The following is an 18,060-nucleotide window of genomic DNA, read 5'->3' on the forward strand; positions in this document are numbered from 1 at the left end:
ATGAATGCAAGTACTTTCGAGGGTGAAGTATCCCTGACGGGACGGCGGTTACAGCGGCCGGTTCGGCCAGTCCAGGAGGCGGGCGCCGATCACGGCGGTCTGGAGCATGTAGCGGTGCGCCGGGTCGGCGGGGTCGGCGCCGGTGAGTTTGTGGATGCGTTCCAGCCGGTAGGTGAGCGCGCGGACGCTGAGGGAGAGCCGGCGGGCGGCCTCGGCGGCGACGCAGCCGGAGTCGAAGTAGGCGGCGAGCGTGTCCAGCAGGGGCACGGCTCCGCCGCGGGCCCGGTTGAGCGGGCCGAGGGTGTGTGTCACCAGGTCGACCAGCGCCTGCCGGTCCCGGGCCAGCACCGGGTAGACGAGGAGGTCGGCGGCGCGCAGCACCGGCCCGGGCAGGCCGAGCCGGGCGGCCATCTCCAGCGCGGCGAGGGACTCCTCGTACGACTGCACCACCCCGCCGGCGCCGTGCTGCGGGCGGCCGATGGCGATCCGGACGCCGTCCGACGCCGCGTACGCCTGCTTGGCGAAGTGCAGGAGGATCTCGTCCTCGTCGCCGGGCGCGACACACAGCATCCGGCCGTTCTTGGTGGTCAGCAGGATGCTGCGGGAGTCGAAGCGGGCGAGCACGGCGGCCTCGACCCGGCGGGCGACCGGGCCGCCCTCGACATACGCGGACAGGCCCTGGGCGACGGCCACCGCGTGCGCCCGGGACAGGTGCAGGCCGAAGCGTTCGGCGCGCTCGGCGAGGCGGCCCAGGTCGCTGCGGCCGTAGAGCAGGTCGTCGATGAACTCCCGGCGCGCGGCCTCCTCGCGGCGTACGGTGAGCCGCTGCGCGCGCTCGTAGCCCTCGGCGAACGCGTCGATCGCCTGCTCGACGGCGGCCAGCGTGGCCAGGCTGCTCTCGGCCGAGCCGGGCACGGCCGGCCAGGCGGCGCGGGTGGCGGCCAGGTGGGCCACGATCAGCGCGCGCAGTCCGTGCCCGGCCTCGGCGGCCTGCTCGCCCAGGGTCCGCCGGGACTTCAGCTCCTCCCTGGTCAGCCGCCGGCCGGTGGCCGAGACCTCGGCCAGTGTCCGGGTGAAACCGTCCAGATAGTGCTCGGACGCATCGCGTATGTCGTGCTTGTCCCCCATGCCGGTCCCGGCCCCCGTCCCCCGTGCTCCAGCGATCTTGACGCGCCGGTGACGCTTTCTTAGCAACTGTCCGGCATCCAGACCCTAGTGAACACTGCCGGACACCGGCAATGCGAGGGTGAACGCCCTGGCCGCACCATCGTCCGCGGGGAGCACTACGGAGGGTCGCGGTGCCGGCGCCGGCACATGACCGGTGGTCCAAGCACCGGTACGGGGGTCCGGTACATGGTCCGGCACCGCGATCCCGGGGGCTTCCGTACTTCATCGTCTGACGCAAGGACGTATGCCATGGAAGTCCTCGGCGTGCTCGTCGCCGCCTGTCTCGTCGTCGTGCTGCTCGCGCTGCTCGCCTTCTCGCGGCTGTACCGCAAGGTGGACCAGAGCCAGGCCCTGATCGTGTCGAAGACGCGGCGGGTCGACGTGTCCTTCACCGGGCAGGTCGTGCTGCCGATCGTGCACAAGGCCGAGGTCATGGACATCTCGGTGAAGACCATCGAGATCAGCCGCTCCGGCCGGGACGGGCTGATCTGCCGGGACAACATCCGCGCCGACATCCGGATCCTGTTCTTCGTCAAGGTCAACAAGACCGTCCAGGACGTCATCAAGGTCGCCCAGACCGTGGGCACCGAGCGCGCCAGCCACCAGGACACGCTGCAGGAGCTGTTCCACGCGAAGTTCTCCGAGGCGCTGAAGACCGTCGGCAAGCAGATGGACTTCACCGACCTGTACACCAAGCGCGAGGAACTCCGGTACCACATCATCGAGTTGATCGGCATCGACCTCAACGGCTACCACCTCGAGGACGCGGCGATCGACTACCTGGAGCAGACCCCGCTGTCCCAGATGGACCCGGCCAACGTCCTCGACGCCGAGGGCATCCGCAAGATCACCGAGCTGACGGCGATCGAGCACGTGCGCACCAACGAGGCCCGCCGCAACGAGCAGAAGGAGATCACCCGCCAGGACGTCGACGCCCGCGAGGCCATCCTGGAGCTGGAGCGGCGGCAGGCGGACGCCGAGATCAAGCAGAGGCGGGAGATCGAGACCTCCCGGGCCCGCGAGGAGGCCGAGACCGCCCGCGTGGTGGAGGAGGAGCGGCTGCGCGCACAGGGCGCCTTCCTGCGCACCGAGGAGCAGCTGGGGGTGCAGCGGGAGAACCAGGCCCGGGAGATCGCCGTCGCCGCGAAGAACCGCGAGCGGGTCATCGCCGTCGAGAACGAGCGCATCGAGAAGGACCGGCTGCTGGAGGTCATCGCCCGGGAGCGGGAGACCCAGCTGACGAAGATCGCCGCCGAGAAGGAGGTCGAGGCGGAGAAGCGGGAGATCGCCGAGGTCATCCGGGAGCGGGTCGCGGTGGACCGTACGGTCGCCGAGCAGGAGGAGTCCATCAAGAAGCTGCGCGTGGTCGAGGAGGCGGAGCGGGAGCGGCAGGCCCTCGTCATCGCCGCCGAGGCGGAGGCGCAGGAGAAGCTGGTCAAGGACATCAAGGCGGCCGAGGCCGCCGAGCAGGCCGCCACGCACCGGGCCGCCGAGGAACTGACGCTGGCCGAGGCCCGGTTGAAGACCGCCGACCTCGACGCCCGGGCCAAGCTGCGGCTCGCCGAGGGCGTCCAGGCCGAGGCCGCCGCCGAGGGGCTTGCCGCGGTGCAGGTCCGCGACAAGGAGGCCGAGGTCACCGTGAAGGCCGGACGCGCGGCGGCGGAGGCCGCCGAGGCACGGCTGCGGGCCGAGGCCGAGGGCACCCAGGCCAAGGCGCTCGCCGAGGCGGAGGGCGCACGCGCCAAGGGCCTCGCGGAGGCCGAGGGCGCACGGGCGGCGGCGGAGGCCACCGAGGCGCGGCTGAAGGCGGAGGCGGAAGGTGCGCGGGCCAAGGGGCTGGCCGAGGCGGAGGGTGCCAAGGCGAAGGCGCTCGCGGAGGCCACCGCGATCGGCGAGAAGCTGAAGGCCGAGGCCGCCGGCCTGACGGAGAAGGCCGCCGCGATGGCCGCGCTGGACGAGGCCTCGCGCGGGCACGAGGAGTACCGGCTGCGGCTGCAGGCGGAGAAGGAGATCCGGCTGGCCGGTCTGGAGACACAGCGGCAGGTGGCCGAGGCGCAGGCGACGGTGCTGGCGACCGGGCTGGAGAACGCCGACATCGACATCGTCGGCGGGGACTCGGTCTTCTTCGACCGCCTGGTGTCCTCCATCGCCCTCGGCAAGGGCGTGGACGGCTTCGTCGACAGCTCCCACACCGCGCAGTCCCTGGCGAAGCCCTGGCTGGACGGCACGGGCAGCTTCACGGACGACCTCTCCCGCATCCTCGGCTCGCTCGGCTCGGCGGACGTGCGGAACCTGACGGTGTCGGCGCTGCTGATGAAGCAGATCAAGGGGGGCGGCCCGAACGCCGGGCAACTCCAGAAACTCCTGGACAGGGCGAGCGAGCTGGGCCTGTCGGACACCCCGCTCGCAGCCCTGAACGGGAGCGGTGCGGGGAGCTGAGGCCGGGGGCTGGTCGCTGTGAGGTGCCGCTGCCCCGAAGCCGACCAGCCCACCACGTACCCGCGGTCGGCAGACGACCCGCAGCCCCGAGCTCGTAGCCGCACGGCCCACGAAGGGAAACGCATCCGCCATGGCAACCGACGGTGCCGTAGACGCCGGTACCTACGAGGTGCTCCGCGACCGGCTCGCCGGGCACGCCGCCGAGCTCGCCCGGCGGGCCGAGGTGCTCAACACCCGCCGCGCCGAGGAGTTCGGCTCGGCCCGGCTGGACCTCGCGCGCACCGCTCGCCTGCGCACCGAGCACGCGTGCGTGCCGAGCGACATCGTGGCCGTGGGGGACGCGCTCCTCTTCGGCGCGACCGGCGCAGCCACGGACGTCCTCGTGCTGTACGGCCGCGACGGCGAGCAGGCGGCCGAGGACGCCGTACCCGGTCTGCTGGACGACCCCCGGTTCGTAAGGGAGTTCAGCGCGCTGCACCGCTACTACCGCGAAGCGAGCCTGCTGCGGCTGCGCCGGGTGGACGGCCGGCTGCTGGCGGTGTTCCGCACCGGTGAGAAGGCCGAGGACGTCCGCGTGCTGCGCTGGAGCCTCGCCGAGGACGGCCGCGTGGCGTTCCTGGACGCGCGCGGCGACCGCGACGACGTCTTCCCGCCGGCCCAGGACCTGACCTGGACGGAGACCACCCGCGAGGACCACGTCCTCGGCCGGGACCAGTACGTGGCCGTCCCCGGGGGGCTGGGGGTGAGCACCGTCGGCGGCTCCCTCACCGTGCGCACCCAGGACGGGGAGGAGCTGTACGCCGAACCCGTGCAGGAGCCGTTGCAGGCACTCGCGGACGCGGCGGTCGGGCACGCCCGGGCCGGGGCGCTGGTGCTGCTGCGGGTGCGGCCGTACAAGGAGGAGGCCGACCGGTACCTCGTCTTCGACACGCTGAGCCGGACGGTGGTGCGGCTCGACGGGATCGGGCAGGCGTGCCGGCGGCTGCCCGAGGAGCAGGGGATCGTCTTCCCCGGCGGGTACTGCCTGGCGGGCGGGACCCACAAGACGTACGAACTCGACGTCACGGGCCTGGAGTTCGAGCGCGAGGTGCGCGCGCCGAACGGCGAGGACGTGCTGTACGCCTTCCGGTCCCGGACCGGGGGGCGCGCCCTGCTGCTGTCGTACAACACCCTGCGCAAGGAGGTCGCGAAGCCGCTGCCGTGCCGGGGCTGGGCGCTGTTCGAGGACGGCGCGCTCGCCGTGCTGCGCGACGGGGGCGAGGAACCCGCGCACACCCATCCGGTGCAGTGGTGGACCTCGCCGTACGTCTCCGACACCCACGCCGCCGCGCTGCGCACCGGCACCGGCGCGTTCGCCCGGGTCGGCAACGCGGATCTGGTGCGCGGGCTCGCCGACTGTCTGTCCGTGGCCCGGCTGGTCACCGACGGCATCGAGACCAGCGAGGGGTACCGGGCGCTGGCGGCGGCCTGTGTGCGGGCCGCCGACACCCATCACTGGCTCACCGAGCCCGAACTGGGCGACCTGGCCGGTCCGTTGGGGGAGGTCCGGACGGCCGCCGAGCAGGTGCTGGGCGAGTTCGAGACCGTGCGGGAGCTGACCCGGCACGCCGCGGACGTCCTCGACGAGGCAGACGAGCGGATCGCCGCCGTGGTCCGGCGGCTGCGCGGCGTGGCGCCGCGCGAGGCCGCCGCCTGGGTGCGCGGACTGACCGAACTCCGGCACGCGCACGGCCACCTGCTCACCCTGCGGGAGCTGCGGTACGTCGATGCCGCCCGGCTGGAGGAGCTGGCGGCCGCCGCCGAGGACGACCTCGCCGCCTTCGGGCGGCGCGCGGTGCAGTTCCTGGCCCGCGCGGACGCCTTCGCGGGGCAGCAGGCGGAGGTCGAGCGGCTGGTCGGGGAGGCGGCGGCCGTCGAGACCGTGGCCCAGGGCTCGCCCGTCGCCGCCCGGCTCGACGAGCTCTCCGACGGGCTGCGCACGGTCACCGAGGTGGTGACCGGCCTCGACATCGCCGACGCCACCGTCCGTACGGCCGTCCTGGAACGGATCGCCGAGGTGCTGGGCGGCGTCAACCGGGCCCGGGCGACCCTGGACGCCCGCCGGCGCAGCCTGAAGGACCGCGAGGGACGGGCCGAGTTCGGGGCCGAGACCGCGCTGCTCGCCCAGGCCGTCACCGCCGCGCTCGCCGCGTCCGGCACGCCCGAGGAGTGCGACGACCAACTCGCCTCCGTCCTGGCCAGGTTGGAGGACCTGGACGGCCGGTTCGCCGAGTTCGACGACTTCCTCGCGGAACTCGCCGACCGGCGCGCCGAGATCTACGAGGCGTTCGCCGCCCGCAAGCAGTCCCTCGCCGACGCCCGCGCCCGCCGCGCCGAACAGCTCGCGCTCTCGGCGGGGCGCATGCTGGAGTCGGTCGCCCGCCGGGCCGCCACGCTGCCCGACGCCGACGCGGTCACCACGTACTTCGCCTCCGACCCGCTGGTCGCCAAGGTCCGCCGCACCGCCGACGAGCTGCGCGCCCTCGGCGACAGCGTGCGCGCCGAGGAGCTCGACGGCCGGCTGAAGTCCGCCCGCCAGGAGGCCGCCCGCGCCCTGCGCGACCGCGCCGACCTGTACGCCGAGGACGGCCGCACCCTGCTGCTCGGCGGCCACCGCTTCGCCGTCAACACCCAGCCACTGGACCTCACCCTCGTCCCGCACGGCGACACCCTCGCCTTCGCGGTGACCGGGACGGACTACCGCGCCCCGGTCACCGACCCGGACTTCGCCGCGTACCGCCCCTTCTGGGACCGCCACCTGCCCTCGGAGTCGCCGGAGGTCTACCGCGCCGAGCACCTCGCCGCCCGTCTGCTCGCCGAGCACGGCCCGGCCGCCCTGGCCGCCGCCGAGGACCTGCCGGGCCTGGTCCGCCGGGCGGCGCAGGAGTCGTACGACGAGGGCTACGAGCGCGGTGTCCACGACCACGACGCGACGGTCGTCCTCACGGCCCTGCTGCCGCTGTACGAAGGTGCCGGCACCCTGCGCCACGAGCCCGCCGCCCGTGCCGCCGCCCAGCTGTTCTGGGCGCACGGCACGACCGAGGAGGTCCGGTCGGCCTGGTCCCGGCGGGTGGTGTCGCTGGCCCGGGCCCGGGACGCCTTCGGTGTCGTACCGGCCATCGGGGAGCTTCAGCGGGAGCTGGCAGCGGCGATCGAGGCGTGGGACGCGTCGGTGGCGGGCGGGCCGGCCGCCGCGTACCTCTTCGAGGAGCTGACCGGCGGTCCCGAGGGGTTCGTGCTGGGTGTCACGGCGCGCACCCTGCTGGAGAAGTTCCGGCACGCCGAGGGGAGTTACCGCACGGACCTGGAGGGGCTGACCGAGCTGGCCGCGCGCCGGCAGGTGGTGCACGCCTGGCTCGCCGCGTACGCCTCCGCCACCGGCACCGACGCCGGGCCCGGCGAGCTGGCCGAGGCGGTCGCCGCCGAGCTCTGCCCCGGCCTGCCGCGCTACGACGGCGACGCCCCGCTGACGGCGACGGCCGAGGGCCTGCTGGGCACGCACCCGCGCGTGGCCGACGGCCGACTGCCCCTCCGCCTGGACGAGTTCCTGTCCCGGACGACCCGGTTCGCGGCCGACGAGGTGCCCGCCTTCCGCGCCTACCAGCGCCGCCGTACGGCCCTGGTGTCCGCCGAGCGCGACCGGCTCCGCCTGGACGACCACCGCCCCAGGGTGATGTCGGCCTTCGTCCGCAACCGCCTCGTCGACGAGGTGTACCTGCCGCTGATCGGCGACAGCCTGGCCCGGCAGCTGGGCACCACCGGCGAGTCCAGGCGCACCGACACCGGCGGGCTGCTCCTGCTGGTCTCCCCGCCCGGCTACGGCAAGACGACGCTCATGGAGTACGTCGCCGACCGGCTCGGCCTGATGCTGGTCAAGGTCAGCGGCCCGGCGCTCGGCCACACCGTCACCTCGCTGGACCCGGCCGACGCCCCGAACGCCACCGCCCGCCGCGAGATCGAGAAGATCGACTTCGCGCTGGCGGCCGGCAACAACACGCTCCTGTACGTGGACGACATCCAGCACACCTCGCCCGAACTGCTGCAGAAGTTCATCCCGCTGTGCGACGCCACCCGGCGCGTGGACGGCGTCTGGGACGGCGAACCGCGCACCTACGACCTGCGGGGCAAGCGCTTCGCGGTCTGCATGGCCGGCAATCCCTACACCGAGTCCGGCGAGCGCTTCCGCATCCCCGACATGCTCGCCAACCGCGCCGACGTGTGGAACCTCGGCGACGTCCTCACCGGCAAGGAGGACGTCTTCGCGCTCAGCTTCGTCGAGAACGCCCTCACCGCCAACCCGGTGCTGGCCCCGCTCGCCGCCCGCGACCGCGCCGACCTGGAGCTCCTGGTCCGGCTGGCCGGCGCCGACCCGACGGTTCGCGCCGACCGCCTGAGCCGGCCGATGCCGCCGGCCGAACTGGACGCCACGGTGGCCGTGCTGCGGCACGTGATGGCGGTCCGCGCCACGGTGCTGAAGGTGAACGAGGCCTACATCGCCTCCGCCGCCCAGTCCGCAGCCGCCCGCACGGAACCCCCGTTCCGCCTCCAGGGCTCCTACCGCGACATGAACCGGATCGCGCAGCGTCTGCGCCCGGTCATGAACGACGCCGAACGCGAGGCCGTGGTCGACGACCACTACACGGCCGAGGCCCAGACCCTCACCACGGGCGCCGAGGCCAACCTGCTGAAACTCGCCGAACTGCGCGGCACGCTGACCCCGGCCGAGGCCGCCCGCTGGACCGAGGTGAAGACCGCCCACGTCCGCGCCCGCACGCTAGGGGGGCCCGAGGAGGATCCCGTGAGCCGGGCCGTGGCCGCGCTGGGACTGCTCGCGGACCGGATCGCGGCGGTGGAGTCGGCCATCGAACGCGCGCGGGAACGGTGACGTCAGCAACCCGTGTCCGGGAACACCGGGACGAACTGCACGCGCGCGTGGTCGGCGGCGTCCAGGACGCGGTCGTAGTCGAGCCGGTCCACGCGGTACCAGACGTCGTCCCGCTTGCGGTTGCCGTTCACGTCGTCCAGGCGGACGCACCACCGCTCCGGGCGCACTTCCCTGCGGTACGTCTCGGTGCCGCTGCGCACCGTGTGGCAGTCCTGGTAGTGCTCGGTGGTGTACCAGGTGCGGGTGAGGCGATGGCTGCCGGAGCCGGAGCGGGAGGAGTGCCGGACCTGGTGGGTGCCTGTCGTGCACCGCTTGACCAGGTGCGGCCGGGTGGCCCGAGTGGTCTTCCGGGTGACGTGGCGGAGCGTGTCCTTGAGGCCGTGCACGGGGTCCGGGTCGTCTCCTCCGTGGCCGCCCCCGCACGCGGCGAGCGCGCCGAGCAGGACCGCCGCCACACCGGCGGCACGCAGTCGCCTGCCGGACATTGTGCCGAACATGTGTCTCCCCCCGTCGCCGGACGCGCAGCGTAGCCGACCGACGGGGGTGCCCTGCCGGGCGTGTCGCGTGGTGCCCGTCAGCCGAGGCAGACGAGGAGCAGGCAGAGCTGGTCGTGCGAGGTCGAACCGGTGGCCGGGGTGGTCGAGGTGCCGCTGCTCGTGCCGCTGCCGCTGCCCGTGCCGGTGGAGGGCGTCGGCTGTGCCGTCGTACCGGAGGAGCCCGCGTTGGTGTCCGTGCTCGTGCCGGAGGTCGACGGCGTGGTGCTGCGCGGCTGCGGGGCCGCCGGTGCGGCCTGCGAGGCGGGTACGGCCGGTGCGTCCTGGTGCGCGGTGACCGTGCCGGTGTGCGGGTGGCCGGCGGACTGGGCCGTGCGGGGTGCGGAGGCCACGGAGTGCTGCTGCTGGGGGGCGCTCACGGCGGGCGTCCGCGCCGTCGGCGTGGCCGGCGTGTGCCGGTGCGGGGCGGCGGGCGACGCGGGGGTGGATGCCGGGTCGCTGGGGGCGCCCGAGGGCTCGTCGGTGAGGCTCATGCTCCGGTTGTCCGGTGCGGTGGCCGCCTGGGCGCGGTCGTTGTTGCCGCGGTCGAGCGAGGCGAGCGTCAGACCGCCGCCGACGAGCGCGACGGCGGTCGCCACCGCGGCCCGGCGCTTGTTCTTCTTCCAGCGGGCCAGCTGCCGGCGGCGGGCGGCGCGTCCCTGGCCGGCGGGCGGGGCGTCGGTGACGTCGGCGGGCGGTGTGCCCTCGGCGTCGGCGGGCGATGCCGAGGCAGGCTCCTTGGCTCCGAACCAGTCGTCGGCGGCGGGCCGTACGGCCGTGACGGCGGAGGTGGAGCGGGGCGGGGCTATGTCCGGGGCGTAGGCACCGCACCCCGGGCAGACCAGGGCGCCGTTGAGGTGCCGGCGGCACGAGGAGCAGTAGTCCATCTGTGGTCTTCCTGAGTCCAATGGGGAGCGGGCGACCGTCACGGTAACGAGCCTTTCGAAAGGCTGTGTGCAGCCCGTGTGGCACTCCTGCGCAGATTTGCGGGGGCCTTTTGCCGTGTCCCGGCCGGGTCCGGGCCGTTCGCGTCGGCATAGTGGCGGGCGTCTTCCGCACCGGACGCAGGAGGAGACGCATGCTCGGCACGGAGTTCCGCACCGGCTCGCCCATCTGGATCGACCTCGGCAGCCCCGACACACAGGCGGCCGCCGCCTTCTACACCGCCGTCTTCGGCTGGGAGTTCGCCTCCGCGGGCCCGGAAGGCGGCGGCTACGGCTTCTTCCAGAAGGACGGCGGCACGGTGGCCGGTCTCGGCCCGCTGACCGAACAGGGGGCCAGGTCCGCCTGGATGACGTACTTCCGCAGCGACGACGCCCAGGCCACCGCCCGGGCCGTGACCGACAGCGGGGGCACGGTGCGCGCCGAGCCGATGAGCATGGGCGAGACCACCTTCGCCCAGTTCACCGACCCGCAGGGCGCGCAGTTCGCGGTGCTGCAGAACGGGCAGGGTCTGCAGCGGGCGTCGGAGGACGGGGCGCTGGTGTGGGTGGAGCTGCACGTCGGCGACCCGCAGGCGGCCATCGGCTTCTACCGCGGGCTGTTCGGCTGGCGGTCGCAGGAGATGCAGGCGCCGGGCATGACGTACCAGGTGCTCAGCATCGCGGAGGGCGACCAGCAGGAGGGTTCCTTCGGCGGTGTGGCCCCGACGCGGGACGACTCGGAGGGCGCGCGCTGGGTGCCGTACTTCGCCGTGACCGACCCGGACGCGATCGTCACCTCGGTCGACGCCAACGGCGGCTCGGTGCTGATGCCGGCGGCGAACGTCCCCGGCGTCGGCCGCATCGCCTGGCTGGCCGACCCGGCGAAGGCGGTCTTCGCCGTCCTCAGGCCGGACCCGCGGCAGACCTGAGACGACAAGCCCGCATCGGCCGTTGGCACTCAGGCTCCGGTACGGGCGAGCCCCTCCCGCACGGGCGCGGTGACCCGCCGTCCCCACGGCTTGAACACGGACAGCACGACCATCGCCAGACACAGCAGCAGCGCGACGGCCGGCACGATCACCGTGTCGTAGCGGACGAACCCCGGATGCATGGCCGCGATCGGCATGACCCTGAGCTTCCTGCCGGCCTTCCTCTCACCGGTGCGGACCCCGCGCGGCACCTCGCTCACGACCCGGTAGCCGACCGGCCGTCGGTGCCGTCGGTGCCTTCGTGGCCGACTGCCGAGGACCGTGTCCGTACGACGGCCTGGTCGCCGCGCGGGCCGTACAGGTGCAGGATCTCCACCGGGTGGGCGTCGGCCGGACCGAACCAGTGGGGCTCTCTCGTGTCGAACTCGGCCACCTCACCGGGCCGGAGCGTGCAGGCGCGGTCCCCGAGGACCAGGCGCAGCTCGCCGGCGAGGACGTAGAGCCACTCGTACCCTTCGTGACTCACCAGTCTCGGCTCGCGCGGAGCGAGCACGTGCTTGAAGACCTGGACGCGGCCGGGGTACCGGGTCAGCGGCACGAGGACGCTGCCCTGGCCTCTGCGCAGGGGGGTGAGATGCACCCGGGGGTCACCGGTGGCCGGTGGGTCCACGAGCTGGTCGAGTGCGACGCGGTGGGCCCGCGCGAGGGGGATGAGCAGGTCAAGCGTCGGCCGGCGGCCGCCTGATTCGAGACGGGACAGCGTGCTCACGGACAGCCCCGTGGCGGCCGCCAGCGCCTGAAGGGTCAGTCCGCGGTAGCGGCGCAGGGCACGCAGCCGTGGCCCGATGGCGTCGAGGGTCCGCCGCAGTTCCGTGTCCATGCCCATACGGCTCAGTGTCCGGTCTCCGCCGCGGTCCCCGTCCGGTTTTTTGCGGTCTTCGCAAAGCTCCTCGGCGGCGGCCGGCGCCCTGTCCGAGCCTGGCCGCTCAGTGCTCCCGAAGCGAGAGGCAGACCGGACCATGACCACCACGACGACTCTTTCGGACCCGCCCGTTCCGAGTGCCCGCAGACGCTGGACGGTGCTGGCCGTCTGCTGTCTGAGCATGTTCCTGGTGGGCCTGGACACCACCATCGTCAATGTGGGTCTGCCGGCCATCGGGCAGGGCCTGGGTGTCGGGACACGCGGTCTCGAGTGGACCGTGGACGCCTACACCATCGTCCTGGCCGGTCTGCTCATCTCCTCCGGTGCGCTGGCGGACCGGTTCGGGCGCCGCCGGGTGTTCCAGACGGGTCTGGCCGTGTTCGGAGCGGCCTCGCTGGTCTGTGCTACGGCGGACTCGGTGGGCGCTCTTGTCGCGGCCCGCGCGGTGCAGGGCGTCGGCGCCTCGATGCTCAGTCCCGTGGCGCTGGCCATCGTGGTGAACGCGATGCCGGACCCGAGAGAGCGGGCGCAGGCGATCGGCATCTGGGCGTCCGTCTTCGGGCTGAGCATGGCCGCCGGCCCCATCACGGGCGGCGTCCTGGTCGCGGAGCTCGGCTGGCGGTCGCTGTTCTGGGCGGGCCTTCCGGTCGTCGTGGCCGCTCTGCTGCTCAGCGTGGTGTTCGTGCCCGAGTCCAGGGGGCCGCGGGCGCGGCGCCTCGACGTGCCGGGGCAGGTCCTGCTCAGCACCGCGATCGCCGTCTGGGTCGGCGTCCTCATCGAAGGGCCGCGCATCGGCTGGACCGCACCGGCGGCGCTGGCCGCGTACGGGATCGGCGCCGTGGCCACGGCCGGACTCGTCCGGGTGGAGTCCCGCCGGGCCGAGCCGCTCATGGATCCGGGGCTCTTCCGCAGCCCCGCCTTCAGCGGCGCGGTGCTCGGCGCGGTGGCGGTGTTCGTCGCCCTGAACGTGACGCTGCTGCTGAACACCCTCTATCTGCAGCACGCCCGCGGGTTCACGCCGCCGGCCGCCGGGCTGGCGACCCTGCCCATGGCCGTGGGGGCGACCGTCTGCGCGCCGTGGTCCGGGCGGCTGGTCGGCCGTAGGGGAGCGCGGCTGCCGTTGACCCTGGCCGGCGGCTTCCTCACGGGCGGCGGACTGTGCCTGGTGGGGCTCGACCGCACCACAGGCCTGCCGCTTCTGCTCCTCGCGTACTCGCTCATCGGCATCGGGTTCGGTTTCGCCAACGCGCCGATCACCAACACCGCGGTGAGCGGGCTGCCTTCGGCCCGGGCCGGCGTGGCCGGAGCGATCACCTCGACGGCACGACAGGTCGGCTCCGCCCTCGGTATCGCCCTGGCCGGCGGCCTGGTGGCGGACAGCACCCCGGCCGCCCTGGCCCACGCCTCCCGCCCGGGCTGGATCCTGGTGGCCGCCTGCGGACTCCTGCTGCTCGTCCTGGCCCACGCCGCACGGACGAAGCACGCGGGAGGCCACGGCGCGTGAGGCGCCGGGCCGGGCAGCCGGCCTCTCCTGCCGGCACAGCGCGCGTTGTTCACCCACTGTTCGAACGCGCTTTCCGGTACCCCCCGTGCGTCATCACATACGGTCCTGCTGCCGACGAGTGATCGCTGTCGCCCGGAAGAGCGCTGCGCGAGTCGCGCGCGTCGGGGCTGCACGGCCGTACCCCGGGATGCGAGGGGCCGAGACGCTCGCGGCGGACAAGCACGCACTCTTCAGGGGGCTTCGAGTTGAGATCTCGCACGCGCCGCCATCTCGCGGCGCTCACGTCGGCCGCCTCGCTGGCGGCCGGCCTGCTCGGTGCGACCGCGCCGGGCGCGCAGGCCGCGACGGACGACGTGACGGCTGGTCAGGTCAGCCTGTACGGCGGCTCCACAGGAGTGGAGACCGTCAACCCGGACGGGACGGGACTGCGTTCCGTGCCCAACATCCCGAACTACGGCTACACCCCGAACTGGGCGCCGGACGGCAGCAGGGTCGTGGCCGGCTGGAGCCAGCTGGCCACCGGCCGGGTCACCGGCACCACCTCGCTCGTCACGCTGCCGTGGGCCACCAAGGTGCGCTCCAGCGCGTCGTACGAGGACCCCACGTTCTGGCTGGACGGCCGGTATGTGGTCTTCAGCACCGCCGGCCAGCTCGCCTACGGGCCCTCGGACGGGTCCTGGGCGCCGGAGCCGCTGCTGACGGACACCCAGGAGCCGTCGACGGTCTGTGACGTCCACCCGACGGCGAGCCCGACGGGCACGCTGGCCTTCGAACGGCGGCACAACTACGGCTGCTACGACAGCCAGGGCATCTGGACCTTCAACCCGTCCACCAAGGCGCTGAAGAACATCATCGCCTCGGGTTCCTCGCCGGTGTTCTCGGCGGACGGCACCAAGCTGGTCTTCACGCGCGAAGTGGACGGCTGGACCCAGCTGTTCACGGCGAACGCCGACGGCAGCGACGTCAAGCAGGTCACCAGCGACGCCTCCGACCACCTGTCCCCGACCTGGGACCCGGACGGCGGACGGATCGCCTACGAGGCGCACAGCTCGCACGCCGGCTGGTCCGACGACGTGCAGACGGTGCGCGTCCTGGACCTGGCGAGCGGTACGACGAGCGAGGTCACCGGCGCGGGCAAGGGCGCCAAGCCGGCCTGGCAGCCGCTGCGGAAGAACACCCTGGTCCGGGTCTACGGCACCGGCTCCACCGGCATCGACGCCGCCGCCTCCCGGTGGACGTTCGACACCGTGGGCGCGACGCACGTACCCGGCCTGATCACGGCCAAGTCCGCTGTGCTGGTCAACAAGGGCAACGCCACCTACTCGGCCCCCGCGATCGCGCTGGCCGCCGAGAAGCAGGCCCCGGTCCTGATGACCTCCGGCAGCGGACTGGACTCCGCCGCGGCGCAGGAACTCAAGCGCTCGCTTCCCAAGGGCAGCACCGTCTACCTCAACGGCAGCACGCGCATCCTCGCCTCCAAGGTGGCCAGCCAGGTCCAGGCGCTCGGCTACAAGCCGCTGCGTCTCGACGCCCCCGACCTGTCCTCGCTGTCGGCCCGGGTCGCCAAGCAGATCAGCGCGACCCCGAGCTGGATCTTCGTCGCCGACGGCAACGACTACCACGACCCGATCGCCGCCTCCACGGCCGCCGGCGCGCTGGGCTACCACGGCACCGGAGTGGTCCTGCTGACGAACGGCAAGACGGTCCCCACCTCGGTGAAGAACTACCTGAACGCCCTGAACCCGGCGGCCACGAACATGGTCACGGTCGGCTACAACGCCACCCAGGCGATGGAGCACGTGACGCTGAACAAGTCGTGGAGCTTCTGGACGATCGGCGGCAAGACCCACGAGGACGTCGCCGCCAACCTGGCCCGCTTCTGGTGGACCGCGCCGACGCAGGCCGCCGTGGAGGACACCTGGACCTGGCAGAACGCGGTCGCGGGCGGCGCCGCCACGGCCACGTACGGCCCGATGCTCTGGTCGACCGAGTCCACGCTCTCGGCACCGGCCTCGTACTACCTGGGCCAGGAGGCCGCGAGCATCTGGGTGGTGCAGACCTTCGGCGGCAACACGTCGTACGCGGCGGCCAACCGCACCGCCATCGCCTCGGCGATCGCCGCGAGCAGCGCCTGGACGACCACCTACTGGGCGGCGAACGGCGGCCTGCCCGCGACGGCCACGGCGCGGTCCACGTTCTCCTCGGCGCCGTCCGCGGCCGACGGCGCCCGGCCGGTGCCCGACCCCACCGTGGTCCCCGACCGGCAGCACCTGCCGGCACGCGACGCGCACACCGCCCGCTGACCGGAGACGGTTCGCGGTCCGCAACCCCCGGGTCGTGTCCGGCCCGGGGGTTGCGCCGGGATCCGGCGCCGTAATGCGGCGGTCCTCCCGCCGCGGGCGGGCTAGGATCCCGGGCATGGCCCTGACCATGAGCGACGTGGACCGGTTCGAGGCGTCCAGGCCCCGGCTGGAGGCCATCGCCTACCGGCTGCTGGGCTCCGCGAGCGAGGCCGAGGACGCCGTGCAGGAGACGTTCCTGCGCTGGCAGGCCGCCGACGTCGAGCGGGTCGAGGTCCCCGAGGCCTGGCTGACGAAGGTGCTCACCAACCTGTGCCTCAACCAGCTCGCCTCGGCCCGCGCGCGGCGCGAGACCTATGTGGGCCAGTGGCTTCCCGAGCCGCTGCTCGCCGGGGACCCGATGCTCGGCCCCGCCGACACCGCCGAGCAGCGCGAATCGGTGTCGTACGCGGTCCTCGTCCTGCTGGAGCGGCTCACCCCCAACGAGCGGGCGGTGTACGTGCTGCGGGAGGCCTTCGGCTATGCGCACCGGGAGATCGCCGGGATCCTCGACCTCACCGAGGCAGCCAGCCAGCAGATCTTCCACCGCGCCAGGAAGCACGTCGCCGACGGCAGGGCCCGCACCGAGATCGACCAGGCCGCCGCCCGGCGGGTCGTCGAGGAGTTCCTCGCGGCCGCCACCAGCGGGAAGACCGAGCCGCTGGTACGGCTGCTGACCCAGGACGCCGTCTCGATCGGCGACGGCGGCGGGAAGGTCCCGGCTCGCGCCAAGGCGTTCGAGGGCGCCCTCGCGGTCGCGACGTTCATGCGGGGCCTGTTCAAGCCCAGCGAGGCCAAGCGCCGCCTGGTCGGCGGCTCGTCCGAGCTGTACGTCACGACCGCCAACGGCGAACCCGCCCTCGTGGCGGTCGTCGACGGCCGGGTCATCGGTGTCATGTGCCTGGAGATCACCGCCGAGGGCATCGCCGCGTTCCGCAACCAGGTCAACCCGGACAAGCTGGAGCGCGCGAACCGGCGGTGGGCCGCCGCCGACCACGATGAACCCCTGCTCCGCATCTTCTGATCCGCATGTGAGCTGGTTCACACCCGACTCCTGTCAGGAATCGGCGGGCCGCCCGGTTCAAGGGGCGGATCCGCTGAAGGCAGCGGCTGAAGACAGCAGCAGACAGGAGCCGGGAAATGCAGCACCGTATCGTCGTCCTCGGAGCGGGATACACCGGAGCCGTCGCCGCCGGGCGCCTCGCCAGGCGGCTGCGCCCCGAAGACGTCGCCATCACCCTCGTCAACGCCGAACCCGACTTCGTGGAACGCGTCCGGATGCACCAGCTCGCGGTCGGACAGTCCCTCAAGACCCGGCCCCTCGCCGAGATGTTCGCGGGCACCGGCGTCGAACTGAAGCTCGCGCGGGTCACCGGCGTCGACGCCGACCGCAGGACCGTCGCCGTCACCGGCGCGGACGGGGCCGAGGAACTGGCGTACGACACCCTCGTGTACGCCCTCGGCAGCGGCTGGAACGACCAGGGCGTCCCCGGCACCGCCGAGCACGCCGAGCAGATCGCGAGCCGCCCCGGAGCGCTCCGGCTGCGCGAGCGGCTGGCCGCCCTGGACGCCGGACGGCCCGTGGTCGTGGTCGGCGGCGGCCTCACCGGCGTGGAAGCCGCGACCGAGATCGCCGAGGCCCGCCCGGACCTCGACGTCGCCCTCGTCGCCCGCGCCGGCCTCGGCGACTGGCTCTCCCCGAAGGGCCGCGGGCACCTGCGGAAGGTCTTCGGCAAGCTCGGCGTCACCGCGCACGAGGACACCGCCGTCACCGCCGTCGAGGCCGACCGCGTCATCACCGCCGACGGCACGTCGATCCCGGCCGCGGTCACCGTGTGGACCACCGGCTTTGCCGTACACCCGATCGCGCGGGCCACCACCCTGGAGGTCACCGGCACCGGTCAGATCGTGGTCGACCGGACCATGCGCTCGGTCTCGCACCCGGACGTGTACGCCATCGGCGACGCGGCCATGGCGATGGGCCCCGGCGACAAGCCGCTGCGCATGTCGTGCGCCTCGGGCGGCTTCACCGCGTGGCAGGCCGCCGACGCCATCGTGGCCCGCCTGACCGGCGGCAAGCTCCCCAAGGTGCCGATCCGCTACTTCAACCAGTGCATCTCGCTGGGCCGCAGGGAAGGCCTGATCCAGTACGTCACCGCCGACGACCGGGCCGTCCGGGCGGCCCTGACGGGACGGTTCGCCGCCGTCTACAAGGAACTGGTCTGCAAGGGCGCGGCCTGGAGCGTCGCCAACCCGATGCTCGGAATGCCGGCCCGCCGCCGCCACGCCGTACCGAAGCCGACCCGGACGACCACACCGGCCACGGCACAGGCCTGACCGGGGACCTCCGGCGCGGGGCGCGGCGCCGACGCTCCGCGCC

12 protein-coding genes are annotated in these 18,060 nt (G+C 73.5%); 7 read left to right on the plus strand and 5 right to left on the minus strand.

Features of this window, described 5'->3' with window-relative positions:
* Positions 1–48: 48 nt before the first annotated feature.
* Positions 49–1,128 carry a PucR family transcriptional regulator gene (locus ACQPXS_RS24870; protein WP_433451459.1) on the minus strand — a complete coding sequence of 360 codons (1,080 nt, stop codon included), beginning with the start codon at positions 1,126–1,128 and terminating at the stop codon, positions 49–51.
* 288 nt (positions 1,129–1,416) lie between these two features.
* Here ACQPXS_RS24870 and ACQPXS_RS24875 point away from each other — a divergent pair, with 288 nt between their 5' ends.
* Positions 1,417–3,606: a flotillin family protein gene (locus ACQPXS_RS24875; protein WP_433451460.1), complete on the plus strand. Its 2,190-nt coding sequence runs from the start codon at positions 1,417–1,419 to the stop codon at positions 3,604–3,606.
* 130 nt (positions 3,607–3,736) lie between these two features.
* A complete protein-coding gene (locus ACQPXS_RS24880) occupies positions 3,737–8,530 on the plus strand; it encodes a DNA repair ATPase (protein ID WP_433451461.1) in 4,794 nt (1,597 codons plus the stop codon).
* A gap of 2 nt (positions 8,531–8,532) precedes the next feature.
* On the opposite strand, the gene ACQPXS_RS24885 is transcribed toward ACQPXS_RS24880, so the two are convergent.
* A complete protein-coding gene (locus ACQPXS_RS24885; RefSeq protein WP_433451462.1) occupies positions 8,533–9,027 on the minus strand; it encodes a hypothetical protein in 495 nt (164 codons plus the stop codon).
* Positions 9,028–9,104: 77 nt separating this feature from the next.
* Positions 9,105–9,950, minus strand: coding sequence for an SCO2400 family protein (locus ACQPXS_RS24890; protein WP_433451463.1), 846 nt, complete (start codon positions 9,948–9,950; stop codon positions 9,105–9,107).
* Between the two features lie 191 nt (positions 9,951–10,141).
* On the opposite strand from ACQPXS_RS24890, the gene ACQPXS_RS24895 reads away from it, so the two are divergent.
* Complete coding sequence (locus ACQPXS_RS24895) at positions 10,142–10,915, plus strand: VOC family protein (protein WP_433451464.1); 774 nt, start codon at positions 10,142–10,144, stop codon at positions 10,913–10,915.
* Between the two features lie 29 nt (positions 10,916–10,944).
* On the opposite strand, the gene ACQPXS_RS24900 is transcribed toward ACQPXS_RS24895, so the two are convergent.
* Both ACQPXS_RS24900 and ACQPXS_RS24905 read right to left on the minus strand, forming a co-directional pair.
* Positions 10,945–11,175 (minus strand): hypothetical protein, encoded by a 231-nt coding sequence (locus ACQPXS_RS24900; protein WP_433451466.1) that lies wholly within the window; start codon positions 11,173–11,175, stop codon positions 10,945–10,947.
* Complete coding sequence (locus ACQPXS_RS24905) at positions 11,172–11,801, minus strand: helix-turn-helix domain-containing protein (protein WP_433451467.1); 630 nt, start codon at positions 11,799–11,801, stop codon at positions 11,172–11,174. Before ACQPXS_RS24905 ends, ACQPXS_RS24900 begins: the two co-directional genes overlap by 4 nt.
* 133 nt (positions 11,802–11,934) lie before the next feature.
* Between ACQPXS_RS24905 and ACQPXS_RS24910 the strand changes: the two genes are divergently transcribed.
* The 4 genes from ACQPXS_RS24910 (at position 11,935) to ACQPXS_RS24925 (ending at position 18,017) form a co-directional block, all read left to right on the plus strand.
* The gene (locus tag ACQPXS_RS24910) at positions 11,935–13,341 is read left to right on the plus strand and encodes an MFS transporter (protein ID WP_433451469.1); all 1,407 of its coding nucleotides are present in this window, start codon (positions 11,935–11,937) and stop codon (positions 13,339–13,341) included.
* Between the two features lie 245 nt (positions 13,342–13,586).
* Entirely contained in the window at positions 13,587–15,644 is a 2,058-nt protein-coding gene (locus tag ACQPXS_RS24915; protein WP_433451470.1) for a TolB family protein, read from the plus strand.
* Positions 15,645–15,759: 115 nt separating this feature from the next.
* The gene (locus ACQPXS_RS24920; protein WP_433451471.1) at positions 15,760–16,704 is read left to right on the plus strand and encodes an RNA polymerase sigma-70 factor; all 945 of its coding nucleotides are present in this window, start codon (positions 15,760–15,762) and stop codon (positions 16,702–16,704) included.
* 116 nt (positions 16,705–16,820) lie between these two features.
* Positions 16,821–18,017, plus strand: a complete 1,197-nt coding sequence (locus tag ACQPXS_RS24925) for an NAD(P)/FAD-dependent oxidoreductase (RefSeq protein WP_433451473.1) — start codon at positions 16,821–16,823, stop codon at positions 18,015–18,017.
* The last annotated feature ends 43 nt before the right edge of the window (positions 18,018–18,060 follow it).

The sequence above is a fragment of the Streptomyces sp. CA-142005 genome (assembly GCF_050942335.1).
Lineage (GTDB): Bacteria > Actinomycetota > Actinomycetes > Streptomycetales > Streptomycetaceae > Streptomyces.